Annotated in this window: 20 protein-coding genes and 1 riboswitch; of the genes, 13 read left to right on the forward strand and 7 right to left on the reverse strand. The window is 73.1% G+C overall.

Annotated features, from left to right (window positions below; genetic code table 11):
• The first annotated feature begins 17 nt into the window (after positions 1-17).
• The 5 genes from ACFRAC_RS04445 (at position 18) to tgmB (ending at position 5318) form a co-directional block, all read left to right on the forward strand.
• Positions 18-674 carry a sigma-70 family RNA polymerase sigma factor gene (locus ACFRAC_RS04445; RefSeq protein ID WP_382920494.1) on the forward strand — a complete coding sequence of 219 codons (657 nt, stop codon included), beginning with the start codon at positions 18-20 and terminating at the stop codon, positions 672-674.
• A 215-nt stretch (positions 675-889) separates the two neighbouring features.
• Complete coding sequence (locus tag ACFRAC_RS04450) at positions 890-2287, forward strand: FAD-binding oxidoreductase (RefSeq protein WP_382920497.1); 1398 nt, start codon at positions 890-892, stop codon at positions 2285-2287.
• A gap of 234 nt (positions 2288-2521) precedes the next feature.
• On the forward strand, positions 2522-4000 hold the full coding sequence (locus ACFRAC_RS04455) for an MFS transporter (RefSeq protein WP_382921129.1): 1479 nt from the start codon (positions 2522-2524) through the stop codon (positions 3998-4000).
• 151 nt (positions 4001-4151) lie between these two features.
• A complete protein-coding gene (gene tgmA / locus ACFRAC_RS04460) occupies positions 4152-4343 on the forward strand; it encodes a putative ATP-grasp-modified RiPP (protein WP_062667970.1) in 192 nt (63 codons plus the stop codon).
• 15 nt (positions 4344-4358) lie between these two features.
• The gene (tgmB, locus tag ACFRAC_RS04465; protein WP_382920501.1) at positions 4359-5318 is read left to right on the forward strand and encodes an ATP-grasp ribosomal peptide maturase; all 960 of its coding nucleotides are present in this window, start codon (positions 4359-4361) and stop codon (positions 5316-5318) included.
• A 99-nt stretch (positions 5319-5417) separates the two neighbouring features.
• Here tgmB and ACFRAC_RS04470 read toward each other — a convergent pair whose 3' ends face one another.
• Positions 5418-7259, reverse strand: a complete 1842-nt coding sequence (locus tag ACFRAC_RS04470) for a C40 family peptidase (protein WP_382920504.1) — start codon at positions 7257-7259, stop codon at positions 5418-5420.
• Positions 7260-7267: 8 nt separating this feature from the next.
• A riboswitch (cyclic di-AMP (ydaO/yuaA leader) is annotated at positions 7268-7438 on the reverse strand.
• Positions 7439-7705: 267 nt separating this feature from the next.
• Between ACFRAC_RS04470 and paaA the strand changes: the two genes are divergently transcribed.
• Genes paaA through paaE form a run of 5 tightly spaced genes read left to right on the forward strand, consistent with a single transcriptional unit; the run spans position 7706 to position 11429 of the window.
• Positions 7706-8683, forward strand: a complete 978-nt coding sequence (paaA, locus tag ACFRAC_RS04475) for a 1,2-phenylacetyl-CoA epoxidase subunit PaaA (protein ID WP_382920507.1) — start codon at positions 7706-7708, stop codon at positions 8681-8683.
• Positions 8680-8973, forward strand: coding sequence for a 1,2-phenylacetyl-CoA epoxidase subunit PaaB (gene paaB / locus ACFRAC_RS04480; RefSeq protein ID WP_382920509.1), 294 nt, complete (start codon positions 8680-8682; stop codon positions 8971-8973). The genes paaA and paaB overlap by 4 nt, the downstream gene beginning before the upstream one ends.
• Positions 8974-8983: 10 nt before the next feature.
• A complete protein-coding gene (gene paaC, locus ACFRAC_RS04485; RefSeq protein WP_382920512.1) occupies positions 8984-9811 on the forward strand; it encodes a 1,2-phenylacetyl-CoA epoxidase subunit PaaC in 828 nt (275 codons plus the stop codon).
• The gene (gene paaD, locus ACFRAC_RS04490) at positions 9805-10314 is read left to right on the forward strand and encodes a 1,2-phenylacetyl-CoA epoxidase subunit PaaD (RefSeq protein WP_382920515.1); all 510 of its coding nucleotides are present in this window, start codon (positions 9805-9807) and stop codon (positions 10312-10314) included. Before paaC ends, paaD begins: the two co-directional genes overlap by 7 nt.
• A complete protein-coding gene (gene paaE / locus ACFRAC_RS04495) occupies positions 10314-11429 on the forward strand; it encodes a 1,2-phenylacetyl-CoA epoxidase subunit PaaE (RefSeq protein WP_382920518.1) in 1116 nt (371 codons plus the stop codon). The genes paaD and paaE overlap by 1 nt, the downstream gene beginning before the upstream one ends.
• 63 nt (positions 11430-11492) lie before the next feature.
• Here the strand turns inward: paaE and ACFRAC_RS04500 are convergent, their stop codons facing one another.
• On the reverse strand, positions 11493-11885 hold the full coding sequence (locus ACFRAC_RS04500; RefSeq protein WP_382920521.1) for a DUF5997 family protein: 393 nt from the start codon (positions 11883-11885) through the stop codon (positions 11493-11495).
• 58 nt (positions 11886-11943) lie between these two features.
• Here ACFRAC_RS04500 and ACFRAC_RS04505 point away from each other — a divergent pair, with 58 nt between their 5' ends.
• On the forward strand, positions 11944-12729 hold the full coding sequence (locus ACFRAC_RS04505) for a LysR family substrate-binding domain-containing protein (protein WP_382920524.1): 786 nt from the start codon (positions 11944-11946) through the stop codon (positions 12727-12729).
• Position 12730: 1 nt separating this feature from the next.
• Here ACFRAC_RS04505 and ACFRAC_RS04510 read toward each other — a convergent pair whose 3' ends face one another.
• Both ACFRAC_RS04510 and ACFRAC_RS04515 read right to left on the reverse strand, forming a co-directional pair.
• Positions 12731-13417, reverse strand: coding sequence for an HAD family hydrolase (locus tag ACFRAC_RS04510; protein ID WP_382920527.1), 687 nt, complete (start codon positions 13415-13417; stop codon positions 12731-12733).
• A gap of 19 nt (positions 13418-13436) precedes the next feature.
• Positions 13437-13916 carry an Lrp/AsnC family transcriptional regulator gene (locus tag ACFRAC_RS04515; RefSeq protein WP_382920530.1) on the reverse strand — a complete coding sequence of 160 codons (480 nt, stop codon included), beginning with the start codon at positions 13914-13916 and terminating at the stop codon, positions 13437-13439.
• A gap of 214 nt (positions 13917-14130) precedes the next feature.
• Between ACFRAC_RS04515 and ACFRAC_RS04520 the strand changes: the two genes are divergently transcribed.
• Together ACFRAC_RS04520 and ACFRAC_RS04525 are read left to right on the forward strand one after the other, a co-directional pair.
• Positions 14131-15624: an FUSC family protein gene (locus tag ACFRAC_RS04520; RefSeq protein WP_382920533.1), complete on the forward strand. Its 1494-nt coding sequence runs from the start codon at positions 14131-14133 to the stop codon at positions 15622-15624.
• Between the two features lie 94 nt (positions 15625-15718).
• Positions 15719-16771 carry a lactonase family protein gene (locus ACFRAC_RS04525; protein ID WP_382920536.1) on the forward strand — a complete coding sequence of 351 codons (1053 nt, stop codon included), beginning with the start codon at positions 15719-15721 and terminating at the stop codon, positions 16769-16771.
• Positions 16772-16839: 68 nt separating this feature from the next.
• Here the strand turns inward: ACFRAC_RS04525 and ACFRAC_RS04530 are convergent, their stop codons facing one another.
• From ACFRAC_RS04530 to ACFRAC_RS04540, 3 genes are all read right to left on the reverse strand, one after another.
• Positions 16840-17763 carry a sirohydrochlorin chelatase gene (locus ACFRAC_RS04530; protein WP_382920539.1) on the reverse strand — a complete coding sequence of 308 codons (924 nt, stop codon included), beginning with the start codon at positions 17761-17763 and terminating at the stop codon, positions 16840-16842.
• 120 nt (positions 17764-17883) lie between these two features.
• A complete protein-coding gene (locus tag ACFRAC_RS04535; RefSeq protein ID WP_382920541.1) occupies positions 17884-18894 on the reverse strand; it encodes an N-acetylglucosamine kinase in 1011 nt (336 codons plus the stop codon).
• Positions 18891-19568, reverse strand: a complete 678-nt coding sequence (locus ACFRAC_RS04540) for a uracil-DNA glycosylase (RefSeq protein ID WP_382920544.1) — start codon at positions 19566-19568, stop codon at positions 18891-18893. The genes ACFRAC_RS04535 and ACFRAC_RS04540 overlap by 4 nt, the downstream gene beginning before the upstream one ends.
• Positions 19569-19601 lie beyond the last annotated feature (33 nt).

The following is a 19601-nucleotide window of genomic DNA, read 5'->3' on the forward strand; positions in this document are numbered from 1 at the left end:
ACCCGAGAAGGACTCAGGTGATCACTCCTGCCCTGCCCGCCGTCCGCGAGCCCCAGGACGAGCCGACGACCAGATGGGCGCTGGCGGCCCGTGGTGGTGACCCGGATGCCGCCGACCGTTTCGTCCGGTCCCTGCACCGGGACGTCGTGCGGTACGTGGCACACCTCTCGGCCGACCCGCAGGCCGCCGACGACCTGGCACAGGACACGTTCCTGCGGGCGCTCGGCAGCCTGCACCGGTTCGAGGGCCGCTCGTCGGCGCGTACCTGGCTGCTGGCCATCGCGCGGCGTGCGGTGATCGACAGCCACCGGTACGCGGCCGCCCGGCCGCGCCTGTGCGACACCGACGACTGGACGCGCGCCGCCGAACGCGCCCAGCCCGCCGGCCTGCCCGGCTTCGACGAAGGGGTCGCGCTGCTGGATCTGCTGGACACGCTCCCCGCGGAGCGGCGTGAGGCGTTCGTGCTGACCCAGTTGGCCGGACTGCCCTACGCGGAGGCGGCCGCATGGAGCGACTGCCCCGTGGGGACGGTCCGTTCCCGCGTCGCTCGCGCCCGTGCCACGCTCGCCGCTCTCCTCGCAGAAGCAGAAGCAGAAGCAGAAGCAGAAGCAGAAGCAGAAGCAGAAGCAGAGGCCACAGCAGAAACAGAGGCCGTACCCGAAACCGCTGCCTGAAGCCGGCCCCGCCCCCCCTAGCCCTCCGGTCCTCGATCGACGTGCCGTCGTCCGAGGACCGGAGAACACTGGAAAACGGCAGGACGGTGCGTCCTGCCGACAGCTGCACGAGGTGCGAACGGATCAGCGCACCGTGCGCCCCTGCTCACGCCCGGACGCCGGACGCCGGGTGCCGCCATCCGTCGCTCATCGACTTCGAGCGAAGGGGTCCGGCCATGGGCGCCATCAACGCAACGGCAGTCGAGGAACTGCGCGAGGGAATGCGGGGACCCGTCGTCACCCCCGAGGACGCGGAGTACGACGAGACCCGCAGCATCTACAACGCCATGATCGACCGGCGGCCGGCCGCGTTCGCGCAGTGCGTGGACGTCGCCGACGTACGCACGGCGATCGGCTTCGCGAGGGACACCGGGGTGGAGCTCGCGGTGCGCGGCGGCGGGCACAGCGGACCCGGGCTGTGCCTGGTGGACGACGCGCTCGTCCTCGACCTGACGACGATGCGCGGGATCCGTGTCGACCCCGGGTCGATGACCGCACAGGTGTCCGGCGGAGCGCGGATAGGGGACCTCGATCACGCGGCCCACACGTTCGGCCTGGGCGTGCCCGCCGGCATCGTCTCGATGACCGGCGTGGGCGGCCTCACGCTGGGCGGCGGGCACGGGCACCTGACCCGCAAGTACGGCCTGACGATCGACAGTCTGACGTCCGCCGACGTCGTGCTCGCCGACGGCACCTTCGTCACCGCGTCCGAGGAGGAGCACCCCGACCTGTTCTGGGCGCTGCGCGGCGGTGGCGGGAACTTCGGTGTGGTGACGTCGTTCACCTTCCGCCTCCACCCGGTGGGCACCGTCGGAGTCGGAGTGACGGTGTGGCCGGTCGACCGGACGCCCGAAGTGCTGGGCTGGTACCGGGACTTCCTGCCTGCCGCACCGGCGGATCTGACCGGCTTCTTCACCCTGTTCAGCATCCCGCCCGGTCCTCCGTTCCCCGAGACGATCCACGGGCAGAAGATGTGCGGCGTCGTCTGGTGCTACACCGGCGATTCGGAGGGCGACCGGCTGGAGCGGATGCTGGCCCCCGTGAACGACCCCGCCCCGCCCGCCTTCCACTTCAGCGCCCCCATGCCCTACCCGGCCCTCCAGGGCATGTTCGACGAGCTGATCCCGAAGGGCTACCAGTGGTACTGGCGCGGCGACTTCTTCGACGCGATCAGCGACTCCGCCATCGACGTGCATCACAAGTACGGGGAGAACCTCCCCACCCCGCTGTCCCTGATGCACCTGTATCCGGTGGATGCCGCCGCCCACCAGCTCGGTGCCGACGACACGGCCTGGGCCTACCGGGACGCCGTGTGGTCCGCGGTGATCGCGGGCGTCGACCCGGACCCCGCCAAGGCCGGGGCCATCCGCGAGTGGTCGGTCGCGTACCAGAGCGACCTGCACCCGTTCTCGATGGGCGGCTCGTACATCAACTTCATCGGCGAGGGTGAGAACACGGACCGCGTCCGGACGACCTACCGCGGGCACTACGACCGGCTCGCCGACGTCAAGCGCGCCTACGACCCGGACAACTTCTTCCACGCCACCCAGAACATCCCCCCGGCGGCCGCCTGATCACGCCCGACCGCCACCCGCGCCGCGCCGAACGGGCCTGATCCGCCCGGCCCGTGATCGACTGGAGGGCCGTACGGCACCGGCGTACGGTCGAGTGGTGGCGGGCAGCCGGTCCGATTCCGACCCAGCCCCCGAACCCCCGCCCACGGCGATGCGATGAGCTATTCGGAGCCGACACCCCGAGCACGGACCACCCCGCAGGACATGGAGCGGAGCAAGGGCCGTGGCAACGCCATGGCACTGTTCGTGATCGCCTCCTGTCAGCTGATGGTGGTGCTCGACATCACCATCGTGAACATCGCCCTCCCGGACATCCAGCGGTCGCTCGACTTCTCGACGACGAGCCTGTCCTGGGTGGTCAACGCCTACACGCTCACCTTCGGCGGACTTCTCCTCCTCGGCGGCAGGATGGGCGACATCCTGGGCCGGCGGCGGGTGTTCGTCTTCGGTGTGCTGCTCTTCGTCCTGGCCTCGCTGCTCGGCGGGCTGTCCCAGAACGAGTGGCAACTCCTGGGTGCCCGCGCTCTCCAGGGCGTCGGCGGTGCCATCGCCTCCCCGACCTCCCTGGCGCTGATCAGCACGACCTTCCCCGAAGGGCCGCAACGCAACCGGGCGTTCGGTGTCTTCGCGGCGGTCTCGGCGGGCGGCGGCGCGATCGGGCTGCTCGCCGGCGGCATGCTCGTGGAGTGGCTCAACTGGCGCTGGGTGCTGTTCGTCAACGTGCCCATCGGCCTGCTCATCGTGCTCGCCACGCCCCGCTGGATCCGGGAGTCCGAGCGGCACGCAGGGCACTTCGACATCTTGGGCGCGACGACCTCCACCATCGGCATGGTGCTTCTCGTCTACGGCTTCATCCGCGCCGCACAGGACGGCTGGCGGGACGCGTTGACCCTCGGCGCTTTCGGGGCGGCCGTCGTCTTCCTGCTGCTGTTCGTCCTGATCGAGCAGCGCTCCAGACAGCCGATCACCCCCCTGCACATGTTCGCCGACCGCAACCGCGCAGGCACCTACGGCATCATGCTGAGCCTCGCCGCCGCGATCTTCGGGATGTTCTTCTTCCTGACGCTGTTCGTGCAGAACGTGCTCGGCTTCAGCCCGCTCCAGGCCGGGTTGGCCTTCCTCCCGGTGAGCGCCGTCATCGCGGTCGGCGCCGGGATCGCCTCCCGGCTTCTGCCCAGGTACGGTCCCAAACCGTTCATGGTGACGGGGGCGATCCTCGCTGCCGCCGGGCTGGCCTGGCTGACCCTGACCGACGTCCACTCGACCTATCTGGGCAGCGTCCTCGGGCCCATGCTCGTCTTCAGCCTCGGTATGGGCATGGAGTTCGTCTCCCTGACGCTGATGGCGCTGTCCGACGTGACGCCCGCGGAGACCGGCGCCGCCTCCGGGCTTCTCAACGCCACCCAGCAGGTCGGCGGTTCGCTGGGCCTGTCCATCCTGGTCACCATGTACGGGACGGCCAGCAGCAACGAGGCCGACAAACAGATCCCGGCCTTCCTGTCCCAGGCCACCCCTCTGGAACGGCTGCGCTTCGAACGCACCGGACAGCTCCCGGCACGGTTCGCCGGCGAGATCCTGACCGCGGGCATCTCCGCCGCCTTCATCACGGCCGCGATCTTCACCGCGATCGCCGCGGTCATCGCCCTGCTCGTCATCCAGGTGCGCCCCTCGGACCTCGAACGCCTCCGGGGCGGTGGCGTGCCCGCGGCATAGACCGTCACGCGGAGGGCCCTCGACAGGGCCTCCGCACCACCCCGTCGGGTGTGACGACGTTCACCCCCATGTGGCAGCACGTAGTGAATGCATTACACAACAGGCGCGTAAGGGACGGTAGTGCAGGCATCACGTGACCGCGGAGGTTTCGATGCGACCTTTCACCCTGAACTACGCGTTCCCCAGAGGCGCCGCCCAAGCGGTGACGCCGTACCACTTCGACCCGGCCCGGCAGTTGAACATGCTGCCCGACGGGCGCCCGGCCGTCAGCGACCCGGATCTCCTGCTCGCCGCCGGCACGACGACGTCCACGGCTGGTTCCGCCACCCACTTCGACGACTGACGAACCGGCCGGCGCATGACGGTACTGATCCTCACGTCCGAGGAGGACGTGACCGCCGACATGGTGGTGAACGAACTGCACGCGACGGGGACGCCCATGCTGCGGCTGGACCCCGCCGACCTGCCCGGCAAGGCCGTGCTGTCCGCGGACTACGCCCACGGTGACTTCGACGGGCATCTGTCGGTCAACGGGCACGTGCTGTCGATGGGAGGACTGCGCTCCATCTGGGTGCGCAGGCCCGGAGAGCCGGCCGCCCACGCGCCGGACCCCTCGCCCTGGCTGACCGCCGAGACCCGGCAGGCGTTGTACGGCATGCTGCACTCGGCCGCCGCCCGATGGATGAACCATCCCCGCAACGCGGACCAGGCCCGCCTCAAGCCCTGGCAGCTCAGGCTCGGCCACCTCAGCGGATTCGCCGTGCCGCCCACGGTGTTCACGACGGCCCCGCGGCTGGCGCGCGCGTTCGTCGAGCAGCACAAGGAGGTCGTGGTGAAGTCCGCCTCCGGACCGCCGCCCGGTGAGCCGCCCCTGGCCCTGCCCACCACCCTCATCGGCCCCGACGCGGACTTCTCCGCCGTCGCGGCCGGGCCGGCCCTGCTCCAGCGGTACGTCCCCAAGGAGGCGGACATCCGGCTGACCTGCGTCGGCACCAGATTGTTCGCCGCGCGCAAGACAGCCGAACCCGACCAGATCGACGGACGGTACGGCGACACCGGGCACCCCTGGGAGCCGGTCCCGGTGCCGGACCGTATCGGCAAGTCGGTGCACGAGTACGTCACTCTTGCCGGACTGGCGTACGCCGCCTTCGACTTCGCGGAGGACAAGGACGGCATCTGGTGGTTCCTGGAGTGCAACCAGGGAGGCCAGTTCGGCTTCGTCGAGCTGGAGACGGGGCAGCCGATCGCGGCCGCGGTCGCCGACTGGCTCGCCCTGCAGCGCCGGCCCGACCGGCGCGGCCCGGAAGCCCGCCACTGATCCCCGAACGACCACCGAAGGCGTCCCCGACGGACCCGCCCCGCTCCGCCCCACCCGGCGGTGGCGGGGCGGTCGTCGTACGGCGCCGGTGACGTCGTCTCAGGCGGGGCGGATCGCGCTGTGGATCGCGGCCTCTCCGGCGTACTCGATGGACTCCTCGCGGATGACGGTGCCGGGGCCCGGGGCGTGGATCATCATGCCGTTCCCGGAGTAGATGCCGACATGGCCGGCGTGGTAGAGGACCAGGTCGCCGGGCTCCAGCTGGGTCAGGGCGACGCCCTGCCCGGCGGTGGCCTGCTCCTGGGCGGTGCGGGGGAGCGCGATACCGGCGGCCTTCCAGGCGGCCTGGGTGAGCCCGGGACCGTCGAAGGTGTTCGGCCCCGTCGTACCCCACACACACGGCTTGCCGACCTGAGCCCGGGCGAACTCCAGCGCCCTCAGCGCCCGACTGTCCTGCGGGACCGCCACGGCGGCGGGAGCCGGAGCGGCAGCGGGGAAGCTCCCGGACAGCGGGGCTGCGGGGAAGCTTCCGGTCTGGGTGACGGCCGGGAACCCGCCGGTCTGGTCGATCGTGGGGAAGCTCCCAGTCTGGGCCACGGCGGGAAAACTGCCGGTCTGGGTGACGGCGGGGAATCCGCCGGTCTGGTCGACTGCGGGGAAGCTTCCGGTCTGAGCCACGGCGGGAAAACTGCCGGTCTGGGTGACGGCGGGGAATCCGCCGGTCTGGTCGACCGCCGGGAAGCTCCCGGTCTGAGCCACGGCGGGAAAACTCCCGGTCTGGTCGACCATGGGGAAGCCCCCGGTCTGGTCGATCACGGGGTAGCTGCCAGTCTGGGCCGCCGCCGCGAATCTGCCGGTCTGGTCGACGGCGGGGAAGCTCCCGGTCTGGGCCACCGCGGGAAAACTCCCGGTCTGGTCGACCGTGGGGAAGCCCCCGGTCTGGTCGACCGTGGGGAAGCTTCCGGTCTGGCCGGCCCCGGCGAACCCGGCGTCCGGGGCGGCGAACACCTGCGGGGCACTCGCCGTCCCCGTGGTCGGCGTCGACTGGTCACCAGGGGCGGCGGGGAACAAGGTGTCCACCGGCGGCGCGGGCTGAGCCGTCGTCCCCGGAGGGACCGTCGTCAGATCGGCGGCGCTCTGCGCCTCCAGGGCGTCCCACCGGGTCTGCGCCGCGGGCGGGAACGACGCCGGGGCGGCCGGGGGAGCCTCCAGCGCCGGGGTGGTGCGGCCGGCGCGCGCGGACAACAGGTCGCGCGCCTGTGCCAGCTTGCGCCCGCTGCGTTCCTTGCTCGCGCGCAGCATGGACCGCTGAGCCGCTTCCGGATCCGCGGTGGCCGGGGCGGGCAGCGCCGGGGCGGCCCCGGATTCGAGGGCCGGCGTGGTCGCCGCGGGCAGCGCCGCGACCGGACCCGCGGTGAGCTCTCCCATGACTGCCGAGCGGGCGGTTCCGGCCGTCAACTCGGCGACCGGTGCGGACGATCCGGCGGGCAGCTCCAGGGCGGTGCGGCCGGATATCTCCCGTGCGCCGTCGCCGGCCGACGGGCGTGCGGACCGGGCCGGGGCGGACCGCTCCGGCATCCGGTCCCTCGGCAGCACGGCCGGAGTCGTCGGGCCCAGTCTGGACCGGGCGACGTCGAACCACTGCCGGGCCACCTCGTCGAGCGGGGCCGAGCCCCGGCCGCCGTCACCGTCGCGCCCCGAGGCCGCCGGGCCGCCCGCGCGCTTGCGCGGTCCCGTCGACGAGGCGCGGGTGGCGTTGAAGGTCCCGGTGTCGGTCTCGGCCCGGTCGTAGAGCAAGCTGACCCGCCGGCTGACCTCCTCGCGGCTCGGTCCCTCGTCCGCCTGGGCGGCACCGGCCGACTGGCCGAGCAGGGCCACCGAGGTGAGGGCTGCTGCCGAGGCGAGCGCGGAATTGCGCATACCGGTGCGTTCCGGCGCCATGGGCGACGTGCTCCTTCCGTACTCCGCCTACCGAGTTAGCTGACGGGTTCGGGCGTTCGCGTCGGAAGGTGTGCCCTACGACCCGGCCCGTCACGGCCTCGGGTCGATTCACCCCATGGTTCGGTTGGGTCCCCGGTTCCGCGGCCCCGCAGGGCACGCCGACTCGGCGGAGGCCGCTCGTCCCGACGGGGTTCGCCGGAGTTCAACGCGCGTCCTGAGCCAGTAACTTAGCCAACTTGTGTGCCCGCAGTGAAGGTTGACGTGCGAAATGTCCGATACGTTTTTGTGACCTTCGACGCCGGTGGCGGCGGTCGGGTCGGTTCGCGTCACGGCGCGCCCGTGCGGTCACGCAGAGTGGCGGCGTCGGTGACCTCAAAGGTCTTGCTCCGTTCGGCGAAACACGTCACACTGGCACCGAACGAATGGTCGGTTGGGAAGCGGGAGCGATGACGACCTCACACTCCACCGAGGCGCCCCCACAAGGGCCGCTTGAGGAGCACTTCGACGCGACGATCGCGCGCGACCAGCGCATCGAGCCGCGGGACTGGATGCCGGACGGCTACCGCAACACACTGATCCGGCAGATCGCGCAGCACGCCCACTCGGAGATCATCGGCATGCAGCCGGAGGGTGAGTGGATCACCAAGGCGCCCTCGCTGCGCCGCAAGGCGATCCTCTTCGCGAAGGTGCAGGACGAGGCCGGTCACGGCCTGTACCTGTACTCGGCCGCCGAGACCCTGGGCGCCGACCGCGCCGACCTGACCGACCGGCTCATCGAGGGCCGCCAGAAGTACTCCTCGATCTTCAACTACCCCACGGCGAGCTTCGCCGACGTCGGCGTGATCGGCTGGTTCGTGGACGGCGCCGCGATCTGCAACCAGGTGCCGCTGTGCCGCAGCTCCTACGGGCCGTACGCGCGCGCGATGGTGCGGATCTGCAAGGAGGAGTCGTTCCACCAGCGGCAGGGCTACGAGCTGCTGATGACGATGATGCGCGGCACCGAGGCCCAGCGGGAGATGGTCCAGGACGCCGTGAACCGCTGGTGGTGGCCCTCCCTGATGATGTTCGGGCCGCCCGACGACTCCTCGCCCAACTCCGCCCGCTCGATGGCCTGGAAGATCAAACGGCACAGCAACGACGAGCTGCGCCAGCGGTTCGTCGACATGACGGTCCCGCAGGCCGAGAAGCTCGGCGTCACCCTGCCCGACCCGGAGCTGCGCTGGAACGCCGAGCGCGGCCACCACGACTTCGGCACGCCCGACTGGGACGAGCTGATGCGGGTCATCAAGGGTGACGGCCCGTGCAACGCACAGCGGGTGGAACGACGCAGGAGCGCCCACGACGAGGGCGCCTGGGTGCGGGAGGCGGCCACTGCCCACGCGGCCAAGCAGGCCGCCCGCGCGGAGAAGGGAGCGGTGGCATGAGCACCGGAAGGCAGGACTGGCCGCTGTACGAGGTGTTCGTCCGGGGCAAGCGCGGACTGAACCACGTCCACGTCGGCTCGCTGCACGCCGCCGACGACCGGATGGCGCTGACCCACGCCCGCGACCTGTACACCCGGCGGAACGAGGGCGTCAGCATCTGGGTCGTGCGCTCCGAGCACATCGCCGCCTCCACCCGCGACGAGAAGGACCCGTTCTTCGCGCCCAGCGCCGACAAGGTCTACCGCCACCCCACCTTCTACGACATCCCCGACGACGTCCCCCACATCTGAAGGAGAGGGCATGAGTGACGACCACGTCTACCTGACCCTCGCCGAGGGACACGACGACGACACCCGCTGGGCCTACGGCACCGGCTTCGAGGACCCGCTGCACGGCGTGGACACGACCGTCCCGGACGACGTCGACGCCGCCGCGCTCGCCGCCCTGTGCGTAGCGCTGGGCGACGACGCGCTCGTCTCGGCGCAGCGCCTGGGGGAGTGGGTCACCCGCGCCCCCGAGCTGGAGGAGGAGGTCGCGCTCGCCAACATCGGCCTCGACCTGCTCGGGCAGGCCCGGCTGCTGTACTCCCGCGCCGGCCAGACCGACGGCACCGGACGCGGCGAGGACGCGTACGCGTACTTCCGCGACGCCGCCGGCTTCCGCAACGTCCGCCTCGCCGAACTCCCCAACGGCGACTTCGCGTTCACGATCGTGCGGCTGCTGGTGCTGTCCAGCTGGCGGCTCGCGCACTTCGAGCGGCTGGCGTCCCACCCCGACCCGGTGCTCGCGGCGATCGCCGAGAAGGGCGCCAAGGAGCTGCGCTACCACCGGCAGTACGCCGCCGAGTGGGCGGTCCGCCTGGGCGACGGCACCGACGAGTCCCACCGCCGTATGCGCCGCGCGCAGGAACAGGTGGCGCCCTACCTGGGCGAGCTGTTCACCGCGTTCGACGTACGGCAGGAGGTCGTCACGGACCTGAAGCAGGTCACCGACGCGGCCGGACTGCCCATGCCCGTGTACCGCCCGCTGCCCGGCTGCGGACGCGAGGGCGAGCACACCGAGCACCTCGCCCCGCTGCTCGCCGAGTTGCAGGGCGTCGCCCGCGCACATCCGGAGGCGACATGGTGACGACCCTGCTCGACGCGCGGCGCGCCCGGCACATCGCCGCCCAGGTGCCGGACCCCGAGCTGCCCATGCTCACCCTCGCCGACCTGGGCGTCCTGCGGGACGTCGAGATGACCGAGGACGGCACGGTCGTGGCGAGCCTGACCCCCACCTACTCCGGCTGCCCGGCGATGGCCGAGATGCGGGCCGACGTCGCGGCGCGCCTGCGCGCGGCGGGATACCCGCGCGTGGAGATCCGCACCGTGCTTCATCCGCCGTGGACCAGCGATTGGATCACCCGGGCCGGCCGCGCCAAGCTCGCCGAGCACGGCATCGCCCCGCCCGGCCCCGCGCCGCGCGGCGGCCCCGTCGCGCTCGTGCTGTCACCGACCCGGCACGCCGTGGCCTGCCCCCGCTGCGGCTCGGCGGACACCGAGGAGACCTCCCGGTTCGCCGCCACGTCCTGCAAGGCACTGTGGCGCTGCCGCGCCTGCGCAGAGCCGTTCGAGTACGTCAAGGAGATCTGATGGAAGGCCTCAGGGAAGCACAGACGGCCGCCGGGCCCCGCCCGCGCGTCCGCCGCCGTCCGGCCTTCCACCGGCTGCGGGTCGCCGCCGTGCAGCCGCTGTGCTCGGACGCGGTCGCCGTCAGCTTCGACATCCCGGACGAGCTGGCCGAGGAGTTCGCGTTCGCCCCCGGGCAGTCGCTGACGCTACGGCGCGAGATCGAGGGACGCGACGAGCGGCGGTCGTACTCGATCTGCTCGCCGGTCGGCGCGCGGCCGCGCATCGGCGTACGGATCGTGCCCGGCGGGCTGTTCTCGTCCTGGCTGGTCCACGACGTGCGACCCGGCGACGTCGTGGAGGTGATGGCCCCCACCGGCGCCTTCACCCCCGACCTCGGCACCCCCGGCCACCACGTGCTGATCGCGGCGGGCTCCGGCATCACCCCGATGGTGTCCATCGCCGAGTCCGTCCTCACCGCCGACGACCGCTCGACGGTCACCCTCTTCTACGGCAACCGCCGCACCGGCACGGTGATGTTCGCCGACGAGCTTGCCGACCTGAAGGACCTGTACCCGGCACGGTTCCAGCTCGCCCATGTGCTCTCCCGCGAGCCCCGCGAGGCCGAGGTCCTGTCCGGCCGTATCGACGCCGAACGGCTCGCCACGCTCGTCGAGGCTCTGGTCGACGTGAAGACCGCCGACCACTGGTGGCTGTGCGGGCCGCACGGCATGGTGCGCGACGCGCAGCGCGTGCTGGCCGGCCTCGGCGTCCCGGACGGGCGGGTCCACCAGGAGCTCTTCTACGCCGACGACGAGCCGGTACGCGAGGCGCGGCACGTGGAGAGCGGGCCGGAAGGCCCTGTCAGCCAGGTCACCATCACCCTCGACGGGCGCTCCACCACGGCGGCGCTGCCGAGGGACCGGACTCTGCTCGACGGCGCCCAGCTCACCCGCCCCGACCTGCCGTTCGCCTGCAAGGGCGGCGTCTGCGGCACCTGCCGGGCCCTGGTCACCGACGGCAAGGCGGACATGCGGCGCAACTTCGCGCTGGAGACGGCCGAGGTCGACGCCGGGTACGTGCTGACCTGCCAGTCGTACCCGGTCTCCGAGTCGCTGACCGTGGACTACGACAGCTGACATCCGCTGACGCGCTCCGGTGACCGCGCGGGGGCGGTCACCGGAGCGCGCTCACGTGGGGGATCAGGCGTCCTTCGCCGCCCGCTCGGCGTCCCGCTGGCGCAGCCGGGCCGCCTCCTTGCGGACCTCGGCCTGGGTGGCCCGCTCCTTGACCAGCCACTCGGGCTGCTCCTGCTTCAGGGCCTCGATCTCCTCGGTGGTCAGGGCGTCGGTGACACCGCCGCGGGCGAGCCCCGCGATGGACACGCCGAGCTTCTGCGCGACGACCGGGCGCGGGTGCGGGCCGTCGCGCCGCAGGTCACGCAGCCACTGCGGCGGGTCGGCCTGGAGCGCGTTCAGCTCCGCGCGCGTGACCACGCCCTCCCGGAACTCGACGGGGGTGGCTTCGAGGTACACACCCAGCTTCTTCGCCGCGGTCGCGGGCTTCATGGACTGAGTGGTGTGGTGCGACGTCATGGGGTCCAGGGTATCCACCGGGTGAACCTCCCCCGACCACGGCCGGTAACCTGGCCAGGTGACAGGCTCGGCGGCACCCTCCTCGTTCCGGCTCGCGTACGTCCCGGGAGTGACACCCGCGAAATGGGTGCGGATCTGGAACGAACGCTTCCCCGACGTCCCCCTCACCCTGCACGCGGCGACCGCCGCCGAGGCGCCCGAGATGCTGCGGGACGGCGGCGCCGACGCCGGTTTCGTACGGCTCCCGGTCGACCGGGAGTTCTTCAGCGCGATCCCGCTCTACACCGAGGCCACCGTGGTCGTCGTCCCCAAGGACCACGTCATCTCCGCCGTCGACGAGGTGACCATGGCGGACCTGGCCGACGAGGTGGTCTTCCACCCCCTGGACGACGTCCTCGGCTGGGAGCGGCCGCCCGGCCGGCCGGGCTTCGAACGGCCCGCGACCACCGCCGACGCCGTGGAACTGGTGGCGGCCAACGTCGGCCTCCTCGTCGTCCCCCAGTCGCTCGCCCGTCTGCACCACCGCAAGGACCTCACCTACCGCACCCTGGCCGACGCCCCGCAGTCGAGCGTCGCCCTGTCCTGGCCGCAGGAGGCGACCACCGACCTGGTCGAGGACTTCATCGGCGTGGTGCGCGGCCGCACGGTCAACAGCACCCGGGGGCGTACGACCTCGCAGGCCCCGGCGGCCGAGGAACAGCCCCGGCGCAAGCGCCCCGAGTCCGGTGGCGGCGCCGCACGCGGCCGGTCCGGCAGCGGCGGCGGCCGTCGCGGCACCCAGGGCGGGGCCAAGGGCGCCAAGGGCGGCGCCCACCGAGGCGGCAAGCCGCGGCGCCGGTCCTGAATCACGCCGCCCCGCGCAGCCACGCGTAGGCCGAGCGGGCCGTGAACTCCTCCTGACCGCCGCGCACGAGCAGCGCCGCCGTCGCGAACTGCGGGGCGTCGGCCTCGGCGGCCACATAGGGCACGGCAATACACCGCATCCCGGCGGCATGGGCGGCCGCCACACCCGGTGCCGCGTCCTCCAGGACCACGCAGGCGGCCGGATCCGCGCCCAGGCGACGGGCCGCCTCCAGGAAGACGTCCGGGGCGGGCTTGCCCCGGGCCACCTCGTCGGCCGAGACGACGGTGCGCAGCCGGGCGTCCAGACCGGTGCCGGACAGGATCGCGGTGATGGCCTCGCGGGACGACCCCGAGGCGACCGCCATCGGGACGCCGTCGGCCGCCAGCAGTTCCACGAGCGCGCGCATCTCGGGGTAGACGCGGATGCCGGTGGCGGCCAGGTCCAGGTAGTGGCGGTTCTTGGCGGCGAGCAGGTCGCCGACGCCGGCCCGCAGACCGTAGGCGTCCTTCCAGAGCGTCACGGTCTCCAGGGTGCTGATGCCGACGTACGTCTCGTGATCCGCCCAGGTGAAGCCCGTCACCCCGTGCTCGGCGAGGAGCCGCCGGCCCGCCTCGAAATAGAGGGGCTCGCTGTCCACGAGCGTTCCGTCGAGATCGAAGATGACCGAAGTGCCGCCGAGGTCGCTCATGGCCCCAGGATGTCAAAGGTCAACCGCGTGCCGACGCCCGCCCGACCGCCTCCAGCAGCGGCAGCAGCCGGTGCGGGACGCGTTCGCGCAGCGCCACCTCGGTCCGGGTGCGGACCACACCGGGCAGACTGATCAGCTTCTGGATCACGTCCTCCAGATGCGCGTTGTCACGGGCCACGACCCGGGTCAGCAGATCGCCGCCGCCCGTGATCGAGAACGCCTCCACGATCTCCGGTACGGCGGCCAGCTCGGCGCCCACGTCGTCGAGGTGCCCCTGGGTGACCTCGACATGCACGAACGCCAGCACCGGGTGGCCCAGCGCGGCGGGCGACAGCGTCGGACCCGCGCCGGTGATCACCCCGTCCCGCTCCAGCCGGTCGAGGCGGGCCTGGAGCGTGCCCCGCGCGACCCCGAGAATGCGGGCGTACTCCCGCACGCTGGTGCGCGGCTGCTCCAGCAGCAGCCGCAGGATGCGGGTGTCGAGTTCGTCCACGGGCATGGGCGCCGGCCCTTCTCGCCGTCTGGTCCATTGGCCCGCCGGTGGACGTGCCAGGACCGAAATATCTGTACCAATGGCCCAGCCTAGAAGAGGAGACTTGAGCCAGCCAGTCCGGTGATGCTGCAATGGGACGGTCGATGGCGCTGCGGGTTCCCGCGGCGCCTTTTGCATGCCAGGGCCACAAGGGCCACCACGGGCCACACGGGGGGTCACATTGCTGAAGAGGGTGTTCGTCGCGCCGGACCCGGGGCGGGTGCGGCTGCGCTTCGCCGCCCGGGGCGTCCTGGGCATCGGGCTCGCGGTCCTCGTCTGCGGGCTCGCCGGGCACACCCTCGTCGGCATGGTCACCGGCGGTATCGCCGCGCTGCTCGCCCTGTTCACGGTCGCCGACGCGACGGTGCGCGGGCAGGCCGTCACCACCGCGCTGCTGCCGCTGGCCGGTCTGCCCGTCCTCGCGGCGGCGGCCGGACTGCACGACCAGCCTCTCGCCCGCGACCTCACCTTCCTCGCGGTCGTCGGCGCCGGCGTCTACGCCCGCCGCTGGGGGCCGCGCGGCCACAGCCTGGGCGTGTTCGCCTTCATGACCTACTTCGTGGCGCAGTTCCTGCACGCGACCCCGGGACGGCTGCCCGAGCTGTACGCCGCTGTCCTGCTGTCCGTGCTGAGCGCGGCCGCCGTGCGCTTCGGGATGTGGTGCTACGAACGCCGGATGCCCCCGGCCGCCGTCCCCGCACCGCCGGGCGGCCGCGGACTCGCCCGGGTGACCACCCGCCAGGCCGTCCAGGCCACCGCCGGTGCCGGCTTCGCCCTGGTCGTGGGGCAGCTGGTGTCCGGAGAGCGCTGGTACTGGGCCGTCGGCGCCACCTGGTGGGTCTTCGTCAACACCACCTCGCGCGGCGAGACCCTGGTCCGGGGCTTCCGCCGGGTCCTCGGCACCTTCCTCGGCATCGGCCTCGGGCTCGTCGTCGCCGTCCCGCTGGAGGGCGCGCACCTGCCCACGGCCGCCCTCCTCGCCGTCTGCGTCTTCGGCATCTTCTACTCGGCCGCCGTCTCCTACACGTGGATGATGCTCTGCGTCACCGTGCTCGCCGAACTCCTCTACGGCCTCCTCGGCGTCCTCGAACCCGCCCTGCTGGCGGTACGGCTCGCCGAGACGGCCGTCGGCGCCGTCGGCGCGGTCCTCGCGGTGCTCCTCGTCCTGCCCGTCACCACCCACGCCATCACGGACGCCTGGATCCAGCGGGCCCTGCGCTGTGTGCACACGGCCACCGCCGAGGCCGCCGCCCGCCTCGCCGGCGACGACAGCGCCGACCCGGCCCAGCGGGTCGCCGAGCTGGAACAGCTCCTCGCCCGCGTACGGCTCTCGGTCGCCCCGCTCGTGCACCCGCTGAACCCCCTGCCGGCCCGCAAGCGGCGCGCCCGCCACGTCCTGGACCTGCTGGACGACTGCGCCCGCGAGGTGCGCGGCCTGGCCGCGGTCGCCGCGGACCCCGAGGCCTCGCACGACGCACGCCTCGCCGCCGCCTGCTGGCGCGTCGAGGCCGCCGTGGAGGCCCTGACCGGTGGCACGGACGTCACCGCTCCCGCCGACCGGCCCGCGGCGGCCGACCCCGCCCTGGCGCACCTGCACGGCCTGGAGCGCGCCCTGGCGGAACTCGCGCACCCCCTGCGGACCGCCTCCGTGCGGCGGCTCGTGGCGGCGGAGTAGCGGCTCCCCCGACCGCCGCACCCGTGCGTCGGCCGGTGCGCAGTGATCCACTGCTACCGTCGGCCGGACGGCACCCGACCGGAAGGGGACAGCGGTGGCAGACGCCGGCAAGCGGGGGAGACGGGCCTACATCGGGTCGTTCACGGCCGCCGGAGGCGCGGGTATCAGCGTGGCGGCGGTGGCCGCCGACAGCGGTGCGCTGACCGTGCTGAACGGCGTACGGGACGTGCCCGACCCCTCGTACCTGGCCGTCGCACCCGGCGGGGACACCCTCTACGCGGTCAGCGAGACGGCCGAGGGCGCCGTGGCCGCCTACCGGGTGACCGGCGACGGTCCGGAACGGATCGGCACCCCGGTGGCCCTGGACGCCAACGGCCCCACCCACCTGGCACTTCACGACGGGCACGTCCTGACCGCCAACTACGGCTCCGGCAGCGTCACCGCCGTCCCCGTCCGCTCCGACGGCTCCCTGGCGGAGGGCCCGCTCGCCGTGCTGCGGCACACCGGCTCAGGCCCGTACACACCCCGCCAGCAGGGCCCGCACGCCCACCAGATCCAGCCGGACCCGAGCGGCCGCTGGATCGTCAGCGTCGACCTCGGCACCGACTCGGTGCGGGTGTGCACCCTCTGCGACGGCGCACTCGCCCTGCACCGCGAGATCGCCCTGCGGCCCGGCTCCGGCCCCCGCCACCTGGCCTTCCACCCGCTGCGCCCGTACGCGTACGTCGTCAACGAGCTGCGTCCGACCGTCACGGTCTGCCACTGGGACGGCGACGACGGCACCCTGAAGCCGCTGACGGAGCACCCGGTGCTGGTGGACGCCCCCTCCGGCGACGCGTACCCGTCGGGGATCGCCGTCTCGCCCGACGGCCGCTTCGTCTGGGTCGCCACCCGGGGCGAGGACGTGCTGTCGGCCTTCGCCGTGGAAGGCGAGGAGCTGCGGCTGGTCGGCACCGTCCCGTGCGCCGGGCACTGGCCGCGCGCGCTCACCGAGGCCGACGGCGTCCTGTACGTCGCGAACGAGCGGTCCGGGGACGTGGCCTGGTTCTCCGTGGACCCGGACTCCGGGCTCCCGCGCCACGCGGGGTCCGTCGCGGTGTCCGCCGCCTCCTGCGTGGTCGTCGGCGAGGCTCCCGGCACGGTGTGACCGTACGCCGAAGGGCCCGCCCCCGATGCGGGGGCCGGGCCCTTCGGCGTCACGGCCTCGGTGGGCGGTCAGCGCACCGGGGTGCCCTGCGCCTGCTGCGGGGCGATGCCCAGCGCCGCCGTGTACTGGGACAGGGCGAGCTTGCCGATCGCCGGGTAGGGGCCGAGCGCCTCGGCGGCGGAGCAGCCCACTTCCTGAGCGGCCTCCTCGATCAGGGCCGCGTCGATCTCCGGGCCGATCAGGTACGGGGCCAGGGCCAGCTGCTGAGAACCGGAGGACAGCAGCTGCTCGGCGACCGACGCGATCGAGCCCTCCTGGTCCAGGGCCGCCGCCATCACCGGCACGGCGAGACGCGCGGCGAGCAGCATGCCGGTGATACCGGCCGCCTGCACGGCCTCCTCACCGCCGACCGAGGCCAGGATGATGCCGTCCGCGGCCGTGGCCACGGTGAACAGGCGCGCCCGGTCGGCACGGGCCAGACCGGCCTCCGACAGGCGCACGTGCAGGGCCTCCGCGAGCAGCGGGTGCGGGCCGAGCACATCGGTCAGGTCGGCCGCGACACGGCTGTCCATCACGGCCTGGCGGATCACCCGCAGCAGCGCGCTGTCCGGGCCGGCGAGCAGCGGCACGACCACGGCGACGGGGCCCTCGGGCGCCTTGGCCTCCACGCCCGCGGCGAGGGCCTGCTCGTAGCGGGCGGTGCGCTCCTCGGCGGCCTTGGTGAGCACGGACTGGAGCGTGGGGAACTCCCCGTCGTCACCGTCGACGTACCCGATGCGGGCGTCGAGGCCGGGAAGCTCGGAGCGGGCGATGCTCACGACCTCCTCGGCGAGGCCGCGGGTGGCGGCACTCGGTGTGCCGGGCACCGCGAGGACGAGCGCGGGCGCGCCTTCAGGAGCCGCCAGGGGCTCGGGTCGGCGGTGCCGCCCGGGCTGGCGGGGTCGCGGCATTCGTACTGGCAGGCCGGACGCGGGTCCAGTGGGGGAGCTCATGGCGCCGCATGTTACTGGTTTCCTGGGCTCCCCTGTTCGGGGAGGGTGCAGGTGAGCGGTATCCGTCCGCTTTTGTCGGATTGAGTGACGTGGAGAGGGGGATCGGGCGACGCCGGAAGATCACTCTTCGTCGCGCTCTGTCACGGCCGCCCCCTGGGTCACGGTGAGCACCGCGCCGTCACCGGGCAGCGCGAGCCGGCCTTCCACCAGGTCGGTCGCGAGACACACGGACCCGTGCAACGGGTCCCCGGCGGCCGGCACGCGCCGCGCGTGCGGCAGCCGCCGCGCCAACTCCTCGTCCAGCGGCGTGAGCAGCGAGGCCCCCAGGTTCAACAGGCCACCGGTGAGCGCGAGCCGGGGTGTCCCGGACGGCGGGCAGACGGCCGCCGCAGCGTCCGCGGCATGGCGTGCGGCGGCCTTCAGCACCTCCACGGCCACCGGGTCGCCGTCGGCCGCGCAGGCCGCCACCCGGGGGGCGAAGGAGGCCAGCACGGCCGCCCGGTCCGGACGCGGATACAGGGCGCCCGGCAACTCCCGCACCGGTCCGAACTGCTCCTCGGCGGACGCCAGCAGCGCGGCGGAACCGCCGGAGCGGCCGTCGTGCGCACGCAGCGCCGCCTCCAGCCCGGCCCGCCCGATCCAGGCGCCGCCCCCGCAGTCGCCGAGCAGATGCCCCCAGCCGTCGGCGCGGTGCCAGGCCGTCAGATCCGTGCCGACGGCGATGAGACCCGTTCCGGCGGCGACGACGGCTCCGGGCCGGGAGCCGAGGGCGCCCACATAGGCGGTGACCGCGTCGGCGGCCAGGGCGACCCGCCGGACGCCGAACTCCCGCTCCAGCGCGGCCGGCAGCTCGGCACGCAGGGCGTCCCCCAGGGAAGCGAGCCCCGCCGCCCCGACGGCGGCGGCGCCGAGCCGGCCGACACCGGCCTCGGCGGTCGACGCCCGCACCATGGGCACCAGTTGACCCATGAGATGGTCCGGGTCGAGCCCGCGGTCCCCGGTCCGCAGGGGCTCGCGCGACTCCCGCCGGGCGAGCACACCGCGTCCGGCCTCGCCGACGACGACCCGCAGCCCGGAACCGCCGGAGTCGACCGCCAGGAAGCCGGCCGGGCCGCCCCCGGCACCGGTCACGGCAGGCGCCAGTCCACCGGCTGGCCGCCCTGCCGGATCAGCAGGTCGTTGGCCCGGCTGAAGGGGCGCGAGCCGAAGAAGCCGCGGTCGGCCGACATCGGCGACGGGTGGGCCGACTCCACCGACGGCAGGGTCCCCAGCAGCGGACGGCAGTTACGGGCGTCGCGGCCCCACAGGATGGACACCAGAGGCTTGCCGCGCGCGGCGAGCGCGCGGATCGCCTGCTCGGTGACCTCCTCCCAGCCCTTGCCTCGATGGGCTCCCGGCTTGCGGGGGGCCGTGGTGAGTGCCCTGTTGAGCAGCAGCACACCCTGCTCGGTCCACGGCGTCAGATCACCGTTGGACGGCTGCGGCAGCCCCAGGTCGGAACTCAGCTCCCGGTAGATGTTGATGAGGCTGCCGGGCAGCGGACGCACCTCGGGGGCCACGGAGAAGGACAGACCGACCGCGTGCCCCGGGGTCGGATAGGGGTCCTGCCCGACGATCAGGACGCGCACCTCGTCGAACGGCTGCTGGAAGGCCCGCAGGACGTTCGCCCCGGCCGGCAGATAGGTCCGTCCCGCCGCGATCTCCGCGCGCAGGAAGTCCCCCATCGCGGCGATCCGGTCGGCGACTGGTTCGAGGGCCTTCGCCCAGCCCGGTTCGACGATTTCATGCAAGGGTCGTGGAGCCACGGGCGTCACCCTACTGCCGTACGGGCGGCGCCG

The sequence above is a fragment of the Streptomyces sp. NPDC056628 genome (assembly GCF_042792555.1).
GTDB lineage: Bacteria > Actinomycetota > Actinomycetes > Streptomycetales > Streptomycetaceae > Streptomyces.